Consider the following 20979-nt stretch of genomic DNA (forward strand, 5'->3'; position numbering starts at 1 on the left):
TATTGCAAAAATACGCTTTAATTAAGTGAATGAGATTAGTGACCGAGTGAACTTACACCCATCATAATCATAAACAGAGCCATTTGAAGTTCATCTTCGCTCAGTTCAAGTCCGTTTAAATGCACTTTACCGTTATCTACCGTTAATTCAACCATCACTTTGTTATTATCAACTACTCTTAAGCTATTCTCTTGTGCATTGGCAAAAACAGCATCAACTTGTTGTTTGGCTATAGTTTTTGCCTCTTCTTCGCTTAATTTCTCTCTTACCATTGAGATTTGTCGAACAATATCTTCTGCATAATCACGATTCACACTTGAGGTAAATTTACTTGTCGCTACCGCTTTTAGCACACTATTTAAGTCGCTTATAGCTTTCGCATCAAACTGAGCTACATTTAATAATAATGCTAAATCAAACTTACCTTTACTATTTTCAAACGATACATTATTAATATGAAATTTAACCGACTTTGCTAATAATGCTAAGGCTAACTCGCCAGTCTGCTCATTTTCAAAAGCTTTAGGATCAGAAAGTGCCACTGAAACTTGATCAGATAATTGTGCATCAAAGTCTAACGCCATATCTAGATTAAACTTACCAAACTCAATACCTCCAATATTCACAGAGGCTGCATCTAAAGTACCTGTTGAAACAACTCGATCACCTTTTAACGTATTTTCACCCTTGAACGCAATATCTGTAATAAGGGAATTTCCGTCCCCATTCTGAAGTTGGAGTGAGATTGTTTTGATTTTTCCACTACCTTTACCCAAACCTAAATTTGCATAGCCTTGGTTATCGCCTGTATGAATATCATAAGATATACCTTGAATTTGGAAATTGCCGTCTTCGGCTTTCACATCCAACTTATCCCACTGAACCTTAGCCACTGCATTTTCGCCATTTTTGTCGTAGCTATATTCTATTTTAACCGGGGTGCTTTCAACCGAGGTTTTATCTTTACTAAATTTAACCGGAGAGAGCGCAAATTCTCCCTCAGCATCACCAGAATAACTAATATTGGTAGTACCTGAACCTAGCTGCTCTCCAACCACTTTTTTAAATTGCTCAGGTGCTTGAATACGGTTTTCCAGGCTCATCATTACCGGAGCAAAGTTAAATTTGGCTAAACGATTAAGCGGTAGTGGACCGTGATAAATAGTATCATTGCCGATTACATCAAATTTTTCGCCATCAAACATATCAATTTCTATACGATATTTCGCATCGGAGCTAAAGAAATGGCGCTCAATTTGCACATCTTTAATTTCTACTTTACTACCATATTGGCTATTAATATGTTTAAGTTGATTATTTGTTTGAATAATCAGTTGCTGATATTTTTCTTCAACCTGCTTACCTGTGTACCAACTTCCTCCAACCGCAACTGCGCCAACAATAGCAACTAGCGAAATAGCAATTTTTGTTAATTTCATAAATTTCCTTTAATTTGTAAAAAATACTAAAAAAATGACCGCTTGTAGTGGTTTAGCTTATCATCTTTTAAGATCTGTTCAACCTCTAATCGAATATATCTGATTTCACCACCGACTTTTTCATATAACAGCCCGACCTTGCCATCAGGCAATTCTGCAAGGCTACTGTAGCCAAAGGTTTCATTCTCATCAGTAACTTGAATATGATCTTGCCAGTCTATGCGGTTATTCGCCTTGATTTCACCAATCCAAACTCGTCCGTTCATTCTTTTCCACATCTGCTTGGAATGAGCATTAGAGAGCAACACATAGGTTTTATCGTTAATTTCTTTTGAATATTTAATCGCCGACAATTGCGTATAGGAATTGAGTAACTCCGCATCAAGCTCGCTACTTTGCCAAGTCATACCTTCGGTATTGCTACTAGACACCAATACATTGCCTTTGTTGGTACGGGTAAAAAGCATTATCGTGCCATCATTGAGTTCGACAATATGCGATTCGCTCGCCTTATAAGGAGCTTTATTACCATTAAATTTAATCGGGGTTTCACCCATTACCCAAGTTTTTCCACCGTCTTCGCTTTTGATGACCGCAGTCAGTTCATTATCATTTTGGTCAATAAAATAAACCGGTACTAATAGCGAACCACTTTCTAACTGTACACCTGTGCCGGGACCGGTACCGAGAAATTTCATTGAATCGGTTTTAAGCTGTGGGTTTAAATCAACCGGGTTAGACCACGTTTTGCCGTTGTCATCACTGTAAATCAACCATAAATAACTGGTTTTCTGTATCGCAAACGGAGCGGAACGATTAAACTCTTTTTGTGAGGAGAGAAAAATATTGCCTTGATAATTTGCCTCACTCACCTCTCCTAAATATACATCGCCGAGATCACGATAGGCTTTATCAGGATCGCCTTTGGTGACGACTTGGTAATCTGTCGGGCGGTTTTGAGCGTCATACACTCGGCTTAAATGGTGATTTTGCTCTCGCAAGGTATAAGTTTCGCCTTTACCAACCAGTTTTAAAAAGGCTTTATCATCAATTTTGGTATAACCATTGCCTAACGAATTGGCAGGATTGGCGGGCTCTCTTTTGCCTTGATAGGTAATCTGGCTGTGAATACCGCTGGATTCCGGGTACATATCCACCAGCAAGAAAATGCGTTCGGACTCTTTATCTTGCACCATCACCGGGTCAATCACAAAGGCGGATTGGGTATTTTCAAAATTAGGGGCATTGTAAGGTTGCTCAATTAAATCGATCACCACTTGGTCGTTCTGCCAAGTTTTGCCGTTATCCAAACTACGGCGAATAACCAAATCAATATTGCCCCAATCTTTGTTATCAAATTCGTGCTTATCGATTGCTGCTAACACAATGCCGTCTTCAGTAGTGAGCAATGAGGGAATGCGGTAATTTCTTGCCGATTTATTTGCTATAAATAGTGGTTTTTCTTGCTCAATAACAATGTTGTTCGCAATTTCCAGCTCTTGTTCGCCATAGCCATTCACCGCCCCAATGGTTTGTTTAGCGTAGCTATAAGGGAGAAAAAGGCAAAATAAGCAAAATGGGATAACAGATTTCATAGTGTGTAGGTTCAAAATTTAGGCTGTGTATTCTAGCCTAACGTATTAATTTTGAACAGTAAAACAAAACGCTTTTAACCGTTTTTTAGTTAAAAGCGTTTGCAAATTTTTTCAAAAAATGACCGCTTGTCGTTTACTTAGTAGCCGCTTTCATCACTTGTACAAATTCGGCAAGTTCTTTGAGCAAATTAGCTTGGTTAGATAAATTACGTTCAATAATTTTCACAATCGCTGAGCCTGAAATCGCCCCGTCTGCTCCGAGCCTTAACGCCTCTTTCACCTGTTCAGGTTTGGCAATGCCAAAACCTTGTAAGATAGGTGCAGTTCCGGTTTGTTTCAAACTTTCCACTAAATTATCTAAATTACTTGCGTGAGCTTGGTTTTCGGCACTGGTTACACCGGCACGGGAAACTAAATAAGTGTAACCTTTGGTTAATTGAGAAATCCGTTCAATAGTTTGTTGATCGGCATTCGGTGGGCAAATAAACACCGGCTGAATACCATATTTTTCAGCGGTTGGCACAAACTCTTGTGCAGCCAAAACCGGTAAATCAGCAATCAACACCGCATCAACACCGCTTTGTTGGCAGCGTTGGAAAAACACTTCGGCGGTTGGCACAAAAATCAAATTGGCACACAGCAGTAAACCGATAGGAATGTCCGGATACTTGGCTCGAATTTTGGCAATTAGCTCAAAACAGCTATCGGTGCTGTAACCACCGTCTAAAGCTCGTTTATTGGCAGCTTGAATCACCGGTCCGTCTAACAGCGGGTCAGAAAACGGAAAGCCTAGCTCTAACGCATCAGCCCCATTTTTAATCAGCGTGTCGATAATCTCAAAACTGCGGTCAAAATCAGGATCGCATAATGTCACAAACGGCACAAAAGCCCCTTCGTTTTTTGCTTTTAATGCGGTAAATAGCGTATCAAAGCGGCTCATTTTACTCTCCTCCATTTAAAATTTTATCCACAGTGAAAATGTCTTTATCGCCTCGACCCGATAAATTCACTACTAATAACTGCTCTTTTTCAGGGTTTTGTTGAATCATTTTTAACGCATAGGCTAAAGCGTGAGAAGATTCTAACGCAGGAATAATGCCTTCATTTTTAGCTAATGCTTGGAATGCCTCTAAAGCCTCTGCATCGGTAATCGATACATATTCAGCTCGCCCTGTCGCATTTAAATAAGCGTGTTGCGGCCCGACAGAAGGGAAATCTAAGCCCGCTGAAATGGAGTAAGATTCTTCAATTTGTCCGTCTTTATCTTGCATAATCGGCGATTTCATACCGAAATAGATCCCCGTTGTACCGTGTTTGAGCGGTGCCCCGTGTTCGCCGGTTTCAATTCCTTTTCCAGCCGGTTCAACACCGATTAATTTGACTGATTGCTCTTCGATGAAATCCGCAAACATACCGATAGCATTTGAGCCACCGCCTACCGCTGCGATTACCGCATCAGGCAAGCGGTCTTCTTTTGCTAAAATTTGACGTTTGGTCTCTTCACCAATCATTTTTTGAAATTCACGCACCATTGTCGGGAATGGGTGCGGGCCGGCTGCTGTACCGATTAGGTAATGGGTAGTATCATAATTTGCTGCCCAATCCCGCATTGCCTCGCAACAGGCATCTTTGAGCGAGCAAGAGCCTTTTTGTACCGGAATCACCTCGGCCCCCATTAAACGCATACGGAACACATTTGGCGACTGGCGTTCCACATCTTTTGCACCCATATACACCACACAAGGCATTCCCAACATCGCACACGCTAATGCCGTTGCCACGCCGTGCTGTCCTGCTCCTGTTTCGGCAATAATGCGAGTTTTACCCATTCGTTTGGCAAGTAAGATTTGCCCTAGCACTTGGTTGGTTTTATGTGCCCCACCGTGCAAGAGATCTTCACGTTTTAAATAGAGTTTGGTTTTGCTCCCTTTGGTTAAATTACGGCAAAGGGTTAAGGCAGTCGGGCGACCGGCATAATTTTTGAGTAAATCGGCAAATTCAGCTTGGAATGTTGGGTCTTGCTGAGCATCTACAAAGGCTTGTTCTAATTCTTTTAGCACCGGCACTAAAATTTCCGGCACATACATACCACCAAATTCACCAAAATAAGGATTAAGAAGTATGTCTGACATAATATTTCCTTTTAAATATTTCTCGCTACATTTAAGGCAGAAGAAGTTTGAGCCACCGGCATCACTTCAACCCGATTAATATTAACGTGTTCAGGTTGTTGATTCAGCCAAAGTACAATATTTGCCACATCTTCCGGGCGAACAAACTGCACGTTTTCATAAACTTTAGCCGCTTTTTCATCATCGCCTTTAAAGCGTACATTTGAAAATTCCGTCCCGCCACATAACCCCGGCTCAACATTGGAAACACGCACTTTAGTGCCGGCTAAATCTGCCCGCAAATTTAAGCTAAACTGTTTCACAAAGGCTTTAGTACCACCATATACATTACCGCCCGGGTAGGGGTAAGTGCCGGCAATCGAGCCGATATTAATAATATGCCCACTGTTCCGCTCCACCATTTCAGGCAAAACTAAGCGTGTCATCGTTACCAATCCTTTAATATTGGTATCGATCATTTGATACCAGTCGTTCAAATCTGCTTTCTGTGCAGGTTCTAAGCCGAGTGCAAGGCCTGCATTGTTTACTAATAAATCAATTTGTTGCCACGCTTTAGGGCGGCTATTCAATGCTTTTTCGACCTCATCGGGCTGTTGAATATCAAATGCAAGCGGTAGAAATTTATCGCCAAATTGCAAATGCAGTTCTTCTAAACGCTCTGCCCGTCTGCCCGTGCCAATTACTTTATAACCCGATTGAAGCAATAATTTACAAATTGCCAACCCAAAGCCTGCGGTTGCTCCTGTGACTAATGCTATTTTCATCTTTTCACCCTCAAATTTAAAATGTACTATTAAAGTAGTACAAAAAATTTAAAATTGCAAGAAATAATATTGCCATAAAAGAAAAAAGCGTACCAAAAGGTACGCTAATGCTAGGAGGATCTTATTTTAAGATTTATATAACACAACATTCGATATCCATATCTTGAGTGCTATTTTATCTCATCAATAAATCTCATTCTGTGATTCCCTTCACATTTTCAGAAATTAATGCTTTTTTTCTTTAAAAAGCAAAATGAGTATTGCCATAACAATAGCTGTAGCAATAAATCCCAATACCGCTGATTGGGTAAAGCCTACCACTAAGTAGCCAACAATAGAAGCGGTTGCAACTAATAAAGCATAAGGTAATTGAGAAATAACATGATCCATATGATTACATTGTGCGCCTGTTGAAGAAAGAATAGTGGTATCAGATACCGGAGAACAGTGATCACCACAGACCGCACCAGCCATTACTGCAGATAAACAAGGAATAATTAATGCTGGATCTGAATGCACTGCCATTGCGGCCCCAATTGGCAACATAATGCCAAATGTTCCCCAGCTAGTTCCTGTTGAAAACGCCATTGCTGCGGCTAACACAAATAGAATTGCAGGTAAAAACTCTGCTCCAATGCTTTCTGCAACCAATCCTGATAGATATTTCCCTGTTTGCATATCACTTACTACACCGTTTATTGTCCACGCAAAGAAGAGAATAGTGATTGCACCAGACATCATCTTCACACCTAAGCCATAAGCACGGACGTAATTTTTAAAAGAAATATTACCGCTTGTAATGATACAAATAGTTGCAACTATAAGCCCTGCCACACCACCAACAACTAATGAAATGCCTACCGTAGTATTTTCAAAAGCACCTAGTATAGAAAATGAAGCACCTGATTCGGCCAGTGCATCTGCACCTGTTTTCATCATCATTGAGACTGTAGCAACAATAAGTGCAATAATTGGCAAAATCAAATCGCGCACGTGTCCTTTCGTTTCAATTTGCTCATCATCTAATTCTGCTAAATGCGCTGCTTGACGTTCAAAACGCGCCATCGAACCAATATCAAATGAGAAATATGCCACAAAGAACACCATAATCATCGCAAAAATGGCGTAAAAGTTCATTGCGCTCATTGTCATAAATGCGCCTAGTGGCGAATAGCCTGTGATGGAATGCGTAGCCAATAAGCCAGCTATTAAGGTAATAATATAAGCCCCCCAGCTTGAAATTGGCATTAACACACACATTGGAGCGGCAGTAGAATCTAAAATATAAGCTAATTTAGCACGAGAAACACGGAATTTATCCGTAACAGGTCGGGCAATCGCACCTACTGCTAAACTGTGGAAATAGTCATCAATAAAGGTAAAGAAAACCAAACCTGCCGCCATTAATTTTGCGCCTCGTTTGCCTTTTACCTTTTTCTGCGCCCAATTCGCAAACGCCTGATTACTACCTGAAATACTTAATAATGACGTTAACACCCCTAATAAAAGCAAAAATAAAATAATGTTAACATTATTTGAATTTAATCCTTCTTCAGCCCCTTTATAAACTAAAGAAACAACGCTATTTTTAATATAAGTAAGTGCATCAAGAAAATTGCTATTAGTAAGCATAAATGCACCAAAGAGAATACCAATGCTAAGTGAAATAATCACCTTGCGTGTCACAATTGCCAATATTAGCGCAATCAGTGCCGGCAATACCGACCAAAGTGACGTAGAATAATCAACTAGATTCATAAAACCTCTAAAATGACTGTGTATAATTTGTATAAATAAGAATAGCCAAACAAGAGATCTACTGGGATATTTATAAAAATAAATATGAAAGGAAGGCAAATGTGAAATATCTGAAACCCACCCTAACAGTAGCACTCCGTAGCATTTACTACGACAGTGTCGTTTCTTTCGACAACGACCCCAACCAATTAAGATGACGCTTAATTGATTTCGGCAAATCCACCTTTCCTTCCCCTTCATCGTTTTCCACTCAGAAGAAATACTTATTGAATTCGCACCTCTACAATTTGTAGGACAGTGTTTAAGATAGCACGAATATCTTTAGATATAAAGTATCTATTTTTTTATTTATGCTTATTTACCTAAAATGCCTTTTGAGATATGATAAAAGGAGCATAAAAGCTACTTATATAAAACATTAATTTAGGAGAGTAAAATGTCAGCTTTAAAAAGTCTTTTGAATATCCGCAGCTTAAGGGCTTTGGCTAAAGATTTAGCATTAGAGCAATTAAAATCAATTTCTGAGAAATTAGATATAATTATTGCTGAAAAAGAAGAAGAAATGAAACAGGAAGAATTAGAAAAACTAAAACAACTAGAAAGTTTAAATAAATATAGAGAAATGCTAAAACAAGATGGGTTATCTATTGATGAATTAGCGGAATTATTAGCAGATAAAGTAATCAAAACCCGCAAAGCACGTAAAGCACTATCACCTCGCCCGGCTAAATATAAATTTGTTGATGCTAACGGCAATGAGAAAACTTGGACAGGTCAAGGCAGAACACCAAAGGCATTACAAGATGCTTTAGATAGTGGTAAAAAATTAGAAGATTTTGCTATTTAATTGGCTATAACTATTTTTAGTTTAAAGAGAACTCAATTGAGTTCTCTTATTTTTATAATAGGAAATGAAATGCTACAACAACACAAAATATTATTAACCGAATGTCCTGATGATACAGGACTTGTCGCTAAAATTACCAATATTTGCTATAAGCACCAATTAAATATTATTAAAAATTCTGAATTTGTTGAGAATGAAACTAAACGTTTTTTTATGCGTACCGAATTAAACGGAATTTTTAATGATGAAACCTTACTCGCTGATTTAAAATTTACCTTACCTGAAGGCTCAAGCTATAAATTACTCCCTAAACAAAGAAAACGTATCGTTATTTTAGTTACCAAAGAAGCACATTGTTTAGGCGACTTACTGATGAAAAATTACTATGGTGGATTAGATGTAGAAATTGCTGCCGTGATTGGAAACCACGAAACATTAAAAAGTTTAGTTGAACGTTTCGATATTCCATTCCATTTAGTCAGCCACGAAAATTTAACCCGAGTGGAACACGATAAATTATTAGCGGAAAAAATTGATGAATATTCACCTGATTATATTGTGTTGGCTAAATATATGCGGGTGCTGAATCCGGAATTTGTCGCTCGTTACCCTAACCGAGTTGTTAATATTCACCATTCTTTCTTACCGGCTTTCATTGGTGCAAAACCTTACCACCGAGCTTACGAACGTGGAGTGAAAATTATCGGTGCAACCGCCCATTTTGTGAATGATGAATTAGATGAAGGCCCGATTATTATGCAAAATGTGATTAATGTTGATCACACCTACACTGCAGAAGCCATGATGCGTGCCGGACGTGATGTCGAGAAAACCGTACTTAGCCAAGCCTTAGAATTAGTGCTTGCTGACAAAGTATTTGTATATAAAAACAAAACCATTATTTTATAAGCAAAATAGCCGGTCAACATTATCTGACCGGCTATCTCATTTAGAACGGATATCTTCCAATGATTCAGGCTCTTTACCTATCAACAAACTAAAAACCATTGCCGATCTGGCTAAAATTTCCCGTATTCGTACCTGATAAGCCCCCTCTGGATATGTAGCAGCATAACAAATTGCATCAATATCCCTAAATTTTGCAATAAACAATGCCCTTTCACAGTGGAATTTTTGGGAGATAATCGTAAATGGCGGTAATTTATATACTTTTTTAGCCCTAATTATTGAATCAAAAGTGGTATACCCCGCATAATCCTGCTTAATTTTTGAAGTCGCAATCCCCATTTTAAGTAGATCACTTGTCATTGTTTTTGGCTCATTATAGTACGGCGTTTTATTATCTCCACTTAACAAAAGCTGATTGACCTTTCCTTCTTGGACTAATTGCTTAGCGGCTTCCAAACGATATTTATAATATTGGTTAATCACATCTTTAGAGTAAAATTTTGCCGTACCGAGTACAACTGCATACTCCCGGTAAGGAATCTGTTTACTATCTGTATAAATTTTATCCCTCACAATATAACTTGTAAGTGAATCAACCACTAATAATATAGCTATTCCCAATAAGGGGAAAATTGCAATTATTTTCAATGCCTTAATAATAAACTGCTGCATTTTATGGAAAAGTGGCAATTTTTCTAACCTATCACGCGTTTGGTTCAAATGAGATCCTTTACTTTTGCTACCCTATTTAAGATGGGTAAATTAGAGACAAACAAAATAGTCTAATCGTTCAATAAATTTATTCTATTTCATGTTATTTGTTAAGTAATAAATATCTTCTCAGCAATAAAATTTTGATTTTAGCCGTTTAAAAATCTAGACGTTTAGACGTCTAAAAATTCTTGACAATTGAAATGAACACCGCTAATTTAACGGTCATTACAACAAGCGGTCAAAAAAGCAGAATTTTTTGCAAACAGGATTTTTATGACTCAGCAGATTACCCTTTTTGAGGACGTACCTTTACCACTCACATTAGGAGGCGAACTGTCCCCTATCACAGTGGCTTACCAGACTTACGGCAGATTAAATGCAGAGAAAAGCAATGCGGTCTTGCTTTGCCACGCCCTTACCGGTGATGCTGAGCCTTACTATGACTCACCAACCGAGAAAGGCTGGTGGCAAGATTTCATCGGCAAAGGGCTTGCATTTGATACCGATAAATATTTCTTTATTTGCAGTAATGTATTAGGCGGTTGTAAAGGCACAACTGGCCCAGCTTCGATTAACCCTAAAACCAATAAACCTTACGGTAGTTTGTTTCCAATTATTACAGTGCAAGATATTGTTAATGTACAAAAAGCATTATTGGACTATTTAGAAATCCCTCAACTTCACGCAGTGGTAGGGGGATCTTTCGGCGGAATGCAAGCAACACAGTGGGGTATTAGTTACCCTGATAAAGTTCGCAACATTATAAATCTTTGTTCGTCACTTACCCTAAGTGCCGAGGCTATCGGTTTTAACCACGTTATGCGCCAAGCTATTATTAACGATCCACACTTTAACGCTGGGAACTATTATGATGGCATTGCACCTGATAACGGCTTAAAAATCGCCCGTATGCTCGGTATGCTGACTTACCGTACTGATATTCAACTTGCTAAAGCCTTTGGACGAGAAACCAAACAGCAAGGACAAATTTGGGGCGAGCATTTCCAAGTGGAATCCTATTTAAGCTATCAAGGCACGAAATTTTTAGGTCGTTTCGATGCCAATACTTATCTGCGTTTACTCCGAGCATTAGATTTATACGACCCGGCTCTTGGCTATGAAAGCGAGGAAGCTGCCCTAAAACGTATTAAAGCCAACTACACTTTTGTAGCGGTAACAAGCGACCAACTATTCAAGCAAGTTGACGTGTATAAGAGCAAACAAAAATTAGAACAGGCAGGCGTAAATTTGGAGTTCCACGAGTTTCACTCCGATTTCGGACACGATGCCTTTTTGGTTGATTACGATTTCTTCGAACCGATGATTAAAGCAGGATTAGCAAAATAAATTGCATTTTTTATTATAAATTTGACCGCTTGTAATACAAAAAAGCACACCGAAGTGTGCTTTTGTTCTATTTCTGATTACTTCTGACGCATCGCCGGGAATAAAATCACATCACGAATTGATGGGGCGTTAGCAAAAATCATTGCTAATCGGTCAATACCTAAGCCCTCTCCTGCTGTTGGCGGTAAACCGTGTTCTAATGCCACGATAAAGTCTTCATCTTTAAACATCGCTTCATCATCACCGGCATCTTTAGCCGCAACTTGAGCATCAAAACGCTCTGCCTGGTCTTCTGCATCGTTTAATTCTGAGAAACCGTTACCGATTTCACGACCACCGATAAATAACTCAAAACGGTCAGTTACGTCCGGGTTTTCATCATTACGGCGAGCTAGTGGTGAAATTTCTGCCGGGTGAGCCATCAAGAAAGTTGGCTGAATTAATTGGTGTTCTGCTACTTCTTCAAAAATCGCATTAACTACTGAGCCTAGTCCCCAAGATTTTTGGATTTCAATGCCTAAACCTTTCGCAATTTCCACACTTTTCTCGAAGCTGTCTAAATCTTCACGTTGAATGCCATTGCCATATTTCACGATCGCATCGTGCATCGTAATACGTTCAAACGGCTTGCCGAAATCGAATACATAATCGCCATAAGGCACATCAGTCGTACCAAGAATATCGAGTGCTAATTGGCGTAACAGCTCTTCGGTGTTATCCATTAAATCGTGATAATCCGCATAGGCTTGGTAGTACTCAATCATTGTAAATTCAGGATTGTGGCGTACTGAAACCCCTTCGTTACGGAAGTTACGGTTAAGCTCAAATACTCGCTCAAAACCGCCCACTACTAAGCGTTTTAAATAAAGCTCTGGTGCAATACGCAGGTACATATCCACATCTAACGCATTATGATGAGTGATAAAAGGCTTCGCTGCCGCACCGCCCGGGATCACTTGTAACATTGGCGTTTCAACTTCAATAAAGTCTCTTTCTAAGAAGAATTTACGAATACCAGAAACCACTTGCGAGCGGATCATAAAAGTACGGCGAGATTCTTCATTAGAAATCAAGTCTAAATAACGCTGACGATAACGAGTTTCTAAATCCGTTAAACCGTGATGTTTATCCGGCAACGGGCGTAAAGACTTGGTTAAAAGTTGAACTTCAGAGCAACGAACCGTTAATTCACCGGTTTTGGTTTTAAATAACGCACCTTCGACGCCCACGATGTCGCCTAAATCCCAAAGGCTGACTTTTTCTTCGTAAACGCTGTCACTTAAGTTATCACGAGCTACATAAAGCTGAATTGCACCACTTACATCTTGAATGGTAAAGAAAGATGCCTTACCCATTACTCGTTTTAACATAATACGACCGGCAACTTTCACTTGAATATTCTGTTCTTTTAAGGCTTCACCTTCCACTGCATCATATTGAGCGTGCAGCTCTTTGGCTAACGCATCACGACGGAATGTATTTGGAAATGCGTTACCCTGCTCACGGATTTTGTTTAATTTTTCACGGCGGGCTAACATTTCACCGTTTAGATCTAATTCTTGATTTTCTACTTCAGACATTGAATTACCTTAGATTTCAAAAAAGGATAAATAAAGCTGGACGATTATACGTTATTTTGAGGAATTTGGATAGGAAACAAGCGGTCAGATTTTCTAAATTTTTTGTAACTAACGATATTGAGGCTAACTATTTAGCCTCAACCAAGTAATAGATTACATCACGACCACATCAAACTGCTCTTGATGATAATATGGCTCAAGTTTAATCTCAATTTTTTTACCGATAAACGCCTGAAGCTCAGCCAATAATGCGTGGCTTTCCTCGTTAATTAAATATTCAGCAACATCTTTAGCTGCATAAACGTGAATATTTTCTGTCTTAAACAAATGATGTACACGCACAATTTCACGCATAATTTCATAGCAAACCGTCTCTACAGTTTTCACTGTGCCACGCCCTTGGCAAGCTTGGCAATCGCAACAAAGAATTCGCTCTAGACTTTCCCTCGTACGTTTTCGGGTCATCTCCACCAATCCAAGCTGAGTAAAGCCATTCACATTGGTTTTGACTCGATCGCCTTTTAGAGCTTCTTTTAAAGATTGTAACACTCTTTCACGATGCTCTTCCTCTTGCATATCAATAAAATCAATAATGATAATACCACCTAAATTGCGCAACTGTAGCTGGTGTGCGATTGCTTGAGTTGCTTCAATATTTGTGTTGAAAATCGTATGTGCAAGGTTACGATGTCCGACAAAAGCACCAGTATTAATATCAATGGTCGTCATCGCTTCGGTTTGCTCAATAATTAAATAGCCTCCGGATTTTAAATCAACTCGTTTATCTAATGCTTTTTGAATTGCCTTTTCTACGCCATAGGCATCAAATAAGGTCTGTTGACCGGTATAGAGAGTGACACAATCCGTTAATTCTGGCATAAACTCAGCTAAAAATTCTCGCACTTGCTCATAAGTTAGCTTTGAATCGATTCTAACCGAATTGATATGTGTACCAATAAAATCACGCAGTACCCTTTGAGCAAGCGCAAGCTCTCCATAAAGCATTGATTTTGCGGAATATTTCCCTTTTCGTTCTAATACTTTACGCCACAACCGTTTTAAAAATTCAACATCTTGCTTTAAACTTTCTTCAGTTGCCTCTTCTGCAGCGGTACGTACAATAAAGCCCCCAAGTTCATCACAATAAGGCTCAACCAAGCTTTTTAAACGAGCACGCTCTTCTTCACTTTCAATCCGCTGAGATACTCCCACATGGCTATTTTCTGGCATAAACACTAAATAACGAGATGGTAACGTAATATCAGTAGTGAGCCTAGCTCCTTTAGTACCAATTGGATCTTTCACTACTTGTACAACTATATCTTGCCCTTCACGCACCAATTCAGAAATATCTTTAACCAGAAATTGCTTCTTTTCATTTTCATCAACACATTCCGTATGCGAAACGATGTCAGAAGCGTGCAAAAAAGCAGCCTTCTCCAAGCCGATATCCACAAAAGCAGATTGCATACCTGGTAATACCCTTGTCACCCTTCCCTTATAAATATTACCAACAATCCCGCGTTTAGCTTCCCGCTCAATATGTAATTCTTTCAATATTCCGTTTTCTACCAACGCTACCCTTGTTTCGCTTGGGGTAACATTCACTAATAATTCCGTACTACTCATCTTACTGTCTCTATATTTTAAAACTATCTAAAGTGTATCATTTCACATCTTAGAAAACAAAAACTCAGTTCGAACAAGCGGGTAATTTCTGATTATTTTTTGCAAAATAGAATATTTTCGTCATTACTATGATACATAGCAGATGCAATCAGTCTAATTAACAACATACAAATTTGCCATTGATATTTCAATATATATTGATGCGAAGGTAGCAGCCAATGGCGAAAACATAGGATTTGTGGGTACACCGTTTCAATACACAGCCACGCGTAGGTGGCTGCGGACGACTATGTCAGACCAAATCGACCGAGCCAACGTTTCAATTCACAGCCACGCGTAGGTGGCTGCGTGGGTAACACCATAGACAGGCTGGATACCTAAGTTTCAATTCACAGCCACGCGTAGGTGGCTGCTCCGCATACTTGTACGAGAAATATAAAACATCAAGTTTCAATTCACAGCCACGCGTAGGTGGCTGCCTGCTAAAATAACAGGGCGAGGTGCTGTCAATGCGGTTTCAATTCACAGCCACGCGTAGGTGGCTGCCTACTTACAATGCCGAATGGTGTAAATTATGATTTGTTTCAATTCACAGCCACGCGTAGGTGGCTGCATAGTAAAATGTCAATATCAATCAAAAAACAAAGTTTCAATTCACAGCCACGCGTAGGTGGCTGCTATGGCTTATCACCAAGCTAAATATGGGACAATAGTTTCAATTCACAGCCACGCGTAGGTGGCTGCGCATTGCATTTCGCACCTCCAATAGCTCGATATTCGGTTTCAATTCACAGCCACGCGTAGGTGGCTGCTTGCCTTTATTTCCGACAACGGGGCAACCACCAAGGTTTCAATTCACAGCCACGCGTAGGTGGCTGCCAGACCCAAAGCTAAATAACGAGCAGGATATAGAGTTTCAATTCACAGCCACGCGTAGGTGGCTGCTTCCATCACCAGTCTCTAAGTGGCGACAAGTTAAGTTTCAATTCACAGCCACGCGTAGGTGGCTGCTCCCTACTAGATAACATTTTGAAATATCAGGCTTTTTAGCCCTTTATTCGCTAACGTTTTGTAGAGAGTGGAAAAAGTATAGCATATCGCCAATATACTGTACTTTATTTTTTCTAATTCCTTGATTATTAAAGAACAATGTATATTCGCTAACCTTCCAGCATTTTTATGAGAACAACAGGTTAGCGATTTATAAAATTAACGTATCTTTAAAAATATCCACTGACGGTTTTGCACCGTGGTGTTCGACTTTATTACGCCATTTACTGCCTAAGTGGTAAAAGCGCAAACTATCACAATCAGGGTTATAAGTTGCTAATAATTTATTTTTCAGTGTTACCCACTGAGCGGGGGTAACATCACACTCAAACACAGAATATTGCGCCCGTACACCATAATCCAAACAATGCTTAGCAATACGGCGTAGGCGAGCCTGCCCTTCTGGGTCATCAAATGAAATGTCGTAGGTAATCAACATCAACATAGTTGCCAATTCCTCAATAAATAAAACAGAAACAAGCGGTCAAATTTCAACAAAATTTTGCAGATTTTAACGCATTAAAAACGGCGGATATTCTGCCAAATCGCCACGCAAATGACGAGCCAATAACATCGCTTGGATATAAGGTAACAAGCCGATTTCCACTTCTTCCTCTAAAAATGGGTGGATGATTTTTTCTTGTTTTTTCGCTTGCAAGGTTTGAAATAGTAATTTTCTTGCTTCAGGCTTGAGCGTTACCGCACCACTGGCTTCCGTCACAAAATCATCCGGCTTAACCTGCCCTCGATTGATCAGCGACAGCACCATTCTGTCTACCCACCACGCACGAAATTCCTCCAAAATATCTTGAGCCAAGCTATCTCGACCCGGTCGATCTGCGTGCAAAAAGCCAATCTGGGGATCAAGCCCTACACCTTGCAATGCCCCGCTAATATCTTTTCCTACAATGCTATAAAGAAATGAAAGCAAAGCATTCACACCGTCACGAGGTGGACGGCGATTGCGTCCGTCAAAGTGGAAACCACTATTTTCTTTGAGAAGATGAGAAAACACTCCAAAATAACGGGAAGCTGCATCACCCTCAATACCTCGAATCAAATCCAAATTATCCGCAGTTTTCAACTGTTGCAGGCTGTAATTTAATGCGGTAATTGTCGATTGAAGGTCAGCATTTTCGCCGTGATTACGAATTTGCCGTTGTAACACCCGCTTAGATGCTTGAATTTTGGCTGCAATGATGTTGCGAGCCACAGGAACAGGGTTGGTCTCCGACTTTTTATACTGGGCTCGGCGTAACAATACATTACCACTTTGCCGCCCCTGCAACCGCCCAAGATAACGCCCATTTTCGGTAAAAAACGCTAAATTTACGTTATTTTCGCCACAAAATCCCATTAAAAACGGCGACACCAACACATTGCCAAAACAAAAAATATGCCCAATGGAATGAATCGGCAACTGTGCCACTTTCTTCCGATCTTGCTCCACCACCAAGGTTTCTCGCTCTTTATGCAAGTAGCTACCTTGGGTGGTGATATAGAGAGTGTTTTGGAGTTTGCGCATTGTAAAAAATCCTTAGATTTTGACCGCACCTTAAATTATAAAATATTAAAGCGATTTATTATTAATAAAATGATTTAAGTAAAAATTTTCTTCTGGTTCGTTTCCTAAAGCAATGTCGAATAATAGTTTTAATTGCCATTGAGAGGGAGTTATAACTTCATCTAGTTTTAGAGATTTTGTATAAATATCAGGGGTAATTTCGCATTCAAAATTTATAAACCACCATTTTTCTATCTTTATTAATAAATCAATTAAATTTGAGAATTTTTCAACATCCAAATTTTTTTCTGATTCACTAATAAAACTAAAAGGATCATGAGCTAACTCATTCCTATGCTTTCTTATTTTATCAAATTCATCTATATCTTTTTGATCTATTGCATTCAATTCCTTAAACCAAAGCAATGAACCATATAGGTAGTTCTTATTCTTTATTAAAATATTTTTCTCATACTCTTCTTGACTTAGAATCCATCCCTTATCCTTATCAAATCCATTACTAAAAAACTCTACTGGCATATCGATAATTCTTTTTTTAAATAACTCAAATGTAGTTATAAAAAGAGAAATTGAGATTAAATTCCCTTTTAATTCTTTTGAAGACAAGAATTTTTCCCAGTTTTTATCTAAATAGCTCATTAATCAACCTAATAATCAAAAATATTAATTTCCTCATTTTGAATAACATCATTTAACTCATCAAACTTATCTTTATTAAAAATTAGTGAGTTATTTAGAATATTAAGCATTTTTCTTCCTTTTACCCAATCATTATTCCATAAAGAGTCCCCTTGTAAATTACACATTTTTTCCGAAAAGTCATAATCATCTAAATTTGCTTTAAGCATTCGTTGTAACCAGATTTGAGTAAAACCTGAGTTAGGTGTTCTACTTAATTTTTGATGAACAAGTTTAGCAATAGATTTATCGTTATTTAGCTTATCTAATAACTTACTAATAATGGCACAACAAACTGGAATGACTTTGGGATTGTGATATGCAATATCAGTAACAATACTAATAATCTGTTCAATACTCTGTATTTTATTAATTTTTTCTAATTTCTTATCAAACTTATTAAGCACAGTATTTAAACTTCCTGAATTAGGATAATTGATACTATGCTGTCTAATTAATAAGATTTGTTTCTGTAAACTTATTCCATTATTTTGTGGAACACTAAGCCAAGCCAATTTGTCTTTTTTAATGGATTGAGTAATCACATCTTGACTACCTTTCGTCTTACTTGAATTTAATTTAAAGCCAAATGGCATCATAATTTCGGCTAGAAGTTTTAGAATTTTCTCTCCATCATTAGGATTCTGAATGAATATTTTATAATCATCGCGATAGCGCAAAATTTTATAATCTTTTATTTTTTGTTTTTTTAGAATAACACCTAAAATTCTATCAATATAGCCTAATATAATTTCAGCAATAAAATCCATTAGCACTGATCCTTGCGGAATACCATTAGTTTGCCCATATTGAGCATTTTGAATACTCTTATCTATGTAATTCCCAAGTCCGTCCTTCCTATTTTCTTTGGCATTTTCTCTACCTTCTACAGACCAAGCAATAGCGTGTGTATAAACTGAACCATAACAATCAGCGACATCAGTATCAAAAATATAATCGTATTCCAATGAAAGCAAAATAGATTGCTGTTCAACCTGTTCCCACCAATAAGAAATCTGCTGAGCTTTATCTGATTTTTGATTATCAGATTGAATAGGAACACTTAAGCATTTTATTTTTTCATTATTTTGGAATTTTCTAAATCGAGTTCGTAGTTTTTCCCAATTATTTTCTTTAGTTATTTCATGGACTAATGCCACATACACTAATGGATGAATAATTTGTAAAGGTCTCCATGAGAGCTTTCCGTCTTTATTAGCATATAATAAATAATTTACACTCTCCTGTTTACTCATTGCCCCCTTAGACTGACAGAAATCATTTAATAAATCTTTTCCTTCAAATTCATTGGATATTTTTTCTAATAATTCTGAAAATGAAAAATATTTTGGCAAATCAATATTGCAGTAACTTTCATGTTTTAAGAAAAATTTCTTTGCCTCATCTGCTGTTAATTCTAAAACTGTCTTTCTATCCATTTTATTTATCTCACATAGATACTTATTTTATGATTCATCTTATCCAAAAATCCCCACCACATACCTTTCCGATCTATCCCTTTCCAACAACTGTGGTTGGCAGAGTTCGATCAGCGAGCAGGCTTTACAGCCTTTGTGGTAGGTGGGCGGTGGTGTTTTTCCACTGTTTAGTAGCGACCGCACTTCGACAATGGTGGCAAGGGTTTTGGTGCGTAATTCTAAGGAAAAAATGATCGGCAAACGGTGGCGAGTTTGCATATACCACAATGCCCCTTCGTTAATGGTTTGCCCTGTCATTTCTTCCAAACATAAGGCTTGGGCGCAAAGCTGGATTTCGTCAATTGGCTCAAGTTTGGGCTTACCACGTTTATATTCCACAGGCTTAAGTTCGCCAGTTTTTAGGTCTCGCTCAACCAAATCCAAAATGCCACTTATGCCTAATTTTTCCGCTGCAACGTGAACCGTTCGCTCAAAGCGAATACCTTTTCGGGTTTCCGGCTCACCGCTATCCACTCGCTCGTGCAACGCTTGACCTTGTGCAGTGAGATAGTTTTCTGCCCACGCCTGTTCATTGTGGATCAAGGCACATTGACGTGGGCAGAAGGCGTAGTGTTGCAAAGCGGAAAGCGAAATTGACCGCTTGTCATTGCCAAATTGGGGCTGGACAAGCGGTAAAATTTCCACAGAATTTTGTAAATCGTCCATTACAATAATTCTTCAACGGTTACGCCATTTAAACCTTCAGCTTCCACGCTGATACGGTAGTCATCATAGCCTTTCGCAGGTGTGTCTTTTTCACCGTTGATTCGCTCAACTTTTACCGAGTCAAACAGTTTGTGTGCAGGTTGGTTGCCTAATTCGCTGTCGTGTTTAAACACAACTAATTTGCGTGCTGCCATTTCGCCTCGTGCGGCAGAACGGTCGTGTTCAAACATAAGTTGCAAGGCTTGCCAAAGTTTTTGTACGTCTTCATCAGAAAAGCCCGTTTTTTCAGCGAGTTTAGCGGAGATAAAGCCGTGTACACGATAAAGTGCGTAAGGTACGATGTATTTACGTCCCATAGTACGTTCTTTTTCAAGATCCTTCTCATTGGTTACTGCCATTCGGGTAATAGAAACCTCAAGTGGAATAATCGGATCAATAGATTGAGCGAACGCCAATTGCACAGGGCCTCGCACCTGTCCACTGTTCACTTCTGTGGTCATCACTGCCCCAAAAGTACGGATATCAAAGAAGTTTTTGCACATCCAAGAGGTAATTTCTCGAGCTTTAGCTTCCTCTTTTGGTAGTTTTTTCGCTTCCGATTCAATCCCTAATGCTTCATAAGCACGTTTGTTTTGTAAATTCAGAACACTTTTTTCTTTAACATAGATTTCGTAACCTGCCTCGTTTTCATAGCTCATTTCAATAAAATTGCGGATTTTGCGTTTTAGGCAAACATCGGTGACTAAGCCTTTACTGGTTTCAGGATCAAGGCGTGGCATATTGCCTGCGTCCGGGTCACCATTTGGGTTGCCGTTAGTAACATCAAAGAAAAAAACAAATTCATAGCGGTTTTTAATAGACATAGTGT

Annotated in this window: 18 protein-coding genes, 1 CRISPR repeat array and 1 riboswitch; of the genes, 3 read left to right on the forward strand and 15 right to left on the reverse strand. The window is 38.8% G+C overall.

Annotation, left to right across the window (positions count from 1 at the left end):
• Positions 1 to 35: 35 nt before the first annotated feature.
• From ACJ7Z2_RS08870 to ACJ7Z2_RS08895, 6 genes are all read right to left on the reverse strand, one after another.
• Positions 36 to 1439 carry a YdgA family protein gene (locus ACJ7Z2_RS08870; RefSeq protein ID WP_409500047.1) on the reverse strand — a complete coding sequence of 468 codons (1404 nt, stop codon included), beginning with the start codon at positions 1437 to 1439 and terminating at the stop codon, positions 36 to 38.
• Positions 1440 to 1465: 26 nt separating this feature from the next.
• Entirely contained in the window at positions 1466 to 3034 is a 1569-nt protein-coding gene (locus ACJ7Z2_RS08875) for a sialidase family protein (protein ID WP_409500048.1), read from the reverse strand.
• A gap of 133 nt (positions 3035 to 3167) precedes the next feature.
• Complete coding sequence (gene trpA, locus ACJ7Z2_RS08880; RefSeq protein WP_409500049.1) at positions 3168 to 3974, reverse strand: tryptophan synthase subunit alpha; 807 nt, start codon at positions 3972 to 3974, stop codon at positions 3168 to 3170.
• A 1-nt stretch (position 3975) separates the two neighbouring features.
• Positions 3976 to 5166, reverse strand: coding sequence for a tryptophan synthase subunit beta (gene trpB, locus ACJ7Z2_RS08885; RefSeq protein WP_409500050.1), 1191 nt, complete (start codon positions 5164 to 5166; stop codon positions 3976 to 3978).
• 11 nt (positions 5167 to 5177) lie between these two features.
• Entirely contained in the window at positions 5178 to 5930 is a 753-nt protein-coding gene (locus ACJ7Z2_RS08890; protein ID WP_409500051.1) for an SDR family oxidoreductase, read from the reverse strand.
• A 225-nt stretch (positions 5931 to 6155) separates the two neighbouring features.
• Positions 6156 to 7688 (reverse strand): Na+/H+ antiporter NhaC family protein, encoded by a 1533-nt coding sequence (locus ACJ7Z2_RS08895; RefSeq protein WP_126301928.1) that lies wholly within the window; start codon positions 7686 to 7688, stop codon positions 6156 to 6158.
• Positions 7689 to 7809: 121 nt separating this feature from the next.
• A riboswitch (Lysine riboswitch) is annotated at positions 7810 to 7979 on the reverse strand.
• 145 nt (positions 7980 to 8124) lie between these two features.
• Here ACJ7Z2_RS08895 and ACJ7Z2_RS08900 point away from each other — a divergent pair.
• Entirely contained in the window at positions 8125 to 8535 is a 411-nt protein-coding gene (locus ACJ7Z2_RS08900) for an H-NS family nucleoid-associated regulatory protein (protein WP_006250678.1), read from the forward strand.
• Between the two features lie 69 nt (positions 8536 to 8604).
• Complete coding sequence (gene purU / locus ACJ7Z2_RS08905; protein WP_126301926.1) at positions 8605 to 9444, forward strand: formyltetrahydrofolate deformylase; 840 nt, start codon at positions 8605 to 8607, stop codon at positions 9442 to 9444.
• Between the two features lie 36 nt (positions 9445 to 9480).
• On the opposite strand, the gene ACJ7Z2_RS08910 is transcribed toward purU, so the two are convergent.
• The gene (locus ACJ7Z2_RS08910; protein ID WP_409500052.1) at positions 9481 to 10164 is read right to left on the reverse strand and encodes a vancomycin high temperature exclusion protein; all 684 of its coding nucleotides are present in this window, start codon (positions 10162 to 10164) and stop codon (positions 9481 to 9483) included.
• Positions 10165 to 10431: 267 nt separating this feature from the next.
• Between ACJ7Z2_RS08910 and ACJ7Z2_RS08915 the strand changes: the two genes are divergently transcribed.
• Positions 10432 to 11505, forward strand: coding sequence for a homoserine O-acetyltransferase (locus ACJ7Z2_RS08915; protein WP_409500053.1), 1074 nt, complete (start codon positions 10432 to 10434; stop codon positions 11503 to 11505).
• Between the two features lie 77 nt (positions 11506 to 11582).
• On the opposite strand, the gene lysS is transcribed toward ACJ7Z2_RS08915, so the two are convergent.
• From lysS to cas7c, 8 genes are all read right to left on the reverse strand, one after another.
• Positions 11583 to 13085, reverse strand: coding sequence for a lysine--tRNA ligase (gene lysS / locus ACJ7Z2_RS08920; RefSeq protein ID WP_409500054.1), 1503 nt, complete (start codon positions 13083 to 13085; stop codon positions 11583 to 11585).
• A 153-nt stretch (positions 13086 to 13238) separates the two neighbouring features.
• Complete coding sequence (rng, locus tag ACJ7Z2_RS08925; protein ID WP_409500055.1) at positions 13239 to 14714, reverse strand: ribonuclease G; 1476 nt, start codon at positions 14712 to 14714, stop codon at positions 13239 to 13241.
• Positions 14715 to 14963: 249 nt separating this feature from the next.
• Positions 14964 to 15725: a CRISPR direct-repeat array (repeat unit 32 nt; unit sequence GTTTCAATTCACAGCCACGCGTAGGTGGCTGC).
• Between the two features lie 190 nt (positions 15726 to 15915).
• Positions 15916 to 16209, reverse strand: coding sequence for a CRISPR-associated endonuclease Cas2 (cas2, locus tag ACJ7Z2_RS08930; RefSeq protein ID WP_006248114.1), 294 nt, complete (start codon positions 16207 to 16209; stop codon positions 15916 to 15918).
• Positions 16210 to 16275: 66 nt separating this feature from the next.
• Positions 16276 to 17289: a type I-C CRISPR-associated endonuclease Cas1c gene (gene cas1c / locus ACJ7Z2_RS08935; RefSeq protein ID WP_409500056.1), complete on the reverse strand. Its 1014-nt coding sequence runs from the start codon at positions 17287 to 17289 to the stop codon at positions 16276 to 16278.
• Positions 17290 to 17334: 45 nt separating this feature from the next.
• Positions 17335 to 17928: a hypothetical protein gene (locus ACJ7Z2_RS08940; RefSeq protein WP_409500057.1), complete on the reverse strand. Its 594-nt coding sequence runs from the start codon at positions 17926 to 17928 to the stop codon at positions 17335 to 17337.
• Between the two features lie 8 nt (positions 17929 to 17936).
• Positions 17937 to 19406 (reverse strand): RNA-directed DNA polymerase, encoded by a 1470-nt coding sequence (locus tag ACJ7Z2_RS08945; protein WP_409500058.1) that lies wholly within the window; start codon positions 19404 to 19406, stop codon positions 17937 to 17939.
• Between the two features lie 39 nt (positions 19407 to 19445).
• Positions 19446 to 20111, reverse strand: a complete 666-nt coding sequence (gene cas4, locus ACJ7Z2_RS08950; RefSeq protein ID WP_409500059.1) for a CRISPR-associated protein Cas4 — start codon at positions 20109 to 20111, stop codon at positions 19446 to 19448.
• Positions 20111 to 20974: a type I-C CRISPR-associated protein Cas7/Csd2 gene (cas7c, locus tag ACJ7Z2_RS08955; RefSeq protein WP_409500060.1), complete on the reverse strand. Its 864-nt coding sequence runs from the start codon at positions 20972 to 20974 to the stop codon at positions 20111 to 20113. Before cas7c ends, cas4 begins: the two co-directional genes overlap by 1 nt.
• Positions 20975 to 20979: the final 5 nt, after the last annotated feature.

Source organism: Mannheimia glucosida, assembly GCF_046267875.1.
Classification (GTDB): Bacteria; Pseudomonadota; Gammaproteobacteria; order Enterobacterales; family Pasteurellaceae; genus Mannheimia; species Mannheimia glucosida.

What these genes read in the sequence shown, in the direction of transcription:
- ACJ7Z2_RS08870 (WP_409500047.1), bottom strand. Translation starts at nt 1,439, where the DNA reads ATGAAATTAACAAAAATTGCTATTTCGCTAGTTGCTATTGTTGGCGCA.
- ACJ7Z2_RS08875 (WP_409500048.1), bottom strand. Translation starts at nt 3,034, where the DNA reads ATGAAATCTGTTATCCCATTTTGCTTATTTTGCCTTTTTCTCCCTTAT.
- trpA (WP_409500049.1), bottom strand. Translation starts at nt 3,974, where the DNA reads ATGAGCCGCTTTGATACGCTATTTACCGCATTAAAAGCAAAAAACGAA.
- trpB (WP_409500050.1), bottom strand. Translation starts at nt 5,166, where the DNA reads ATGTCAGACATACTTCTTAATCCTTATTTTGGTGAATTTGGTGGTATG.
- ACJ7Z2_RS08890 (WP_409500051.1), bottom strand. Translation starts at nt 5,930, where the DNA reads ATGAAAATAGCATTAGTCACAGGAGCAACCGCAGGCTTTGGGTTGGCA.
- ACJ7Z2_RS08895 (WP_126301928.1), bottom strand. Translation starts at nt 7,688, where the DNA reads ATGAATCTAGTTGATTATTCTACGTCACTTTGGTCGGTATTGCCGGCA.
- ACJ7Z2_RS08900 (WP_006250678.1), top strand. Translation starts at nt 8,125, where the DNA reads ATGTCAGCTTTAAAAAGTCTTTTGAATATCCGCAGCTTAAGGGCTTTG.
- purU (WP_126301926.1), top strand. Translation starts at nt 8,605, where the DNA reads ATGCTACAACAACACAAAATATTATTAACCGAATGTCCTGATGATACA.
- ACJ7Z2_RS08915 (WP_409500053.1), top strand. Translation starts at nt 10,432, where the DNA reads ATGACTCAGCAGATTACCCTTTTTGAGGACGTACCTTTACCACTCACA.
- lysS (WP_409500054.1), bottom strand. Translation starts at nt 13,085, where the DNA reads ATGTCTGAAGTAGAAAATCAAGAATTAGATCTAAACGGTGAAATGTTA.
- rng (WP_409500055.1), bottom strand. Translation starts at nt 14,714, where the DNA reads ATGAGTAGTACGGAATTATTAGTGAATGTTACCCCAAGCGAAACAAGG.
- cas2 (WP_006248114.1), bottom strand. Translation starts at nt 16,209, where the DNA reads ATGTTGATGTTGATTACCTACGACATTTCATTTGATGACCCAGAAGGG.
- cas1c (WP_409500056.1), bottom strand. Translation starts at nt 17,289, where the DNA reads ATGCGCAAACTCCAAAACACTCTCTATATCACCACCCAAGGTAGCTAC.
- ACJ7Z2_RS08940 (WP_409500057.1), bottom strand. Translation starts at nt 17,928, where the DNA reads ATGAGCTATTTAGATAAAAACTGGGAAAAATTCTTGTCTTCAAAAGAA.
- ACJ7Z2_RS08945 (WP_409500058.1), bottom strand. Translation starts at nt 19,406, where the DNA reads ATGGATAGAAAGACAGTTTTAGAATTAACAGCAGATGAGGCAAAGAAA.
- cas4 (WP_409500059.1), bottom strand. Translation starts at nt 20,111, where the DNA reads ATGGACGATTTACAAAATTCTGTGGAAATTTTACCGCTTGTCCAGCCC.
- cas7c (WP_409500060.1), bottom strand. Translation starts at nt 20,974, where the DNA reads ATGTCTATTAAAAACCGCTATGAATTTGTTTTTTTCTTTGATGTTACT.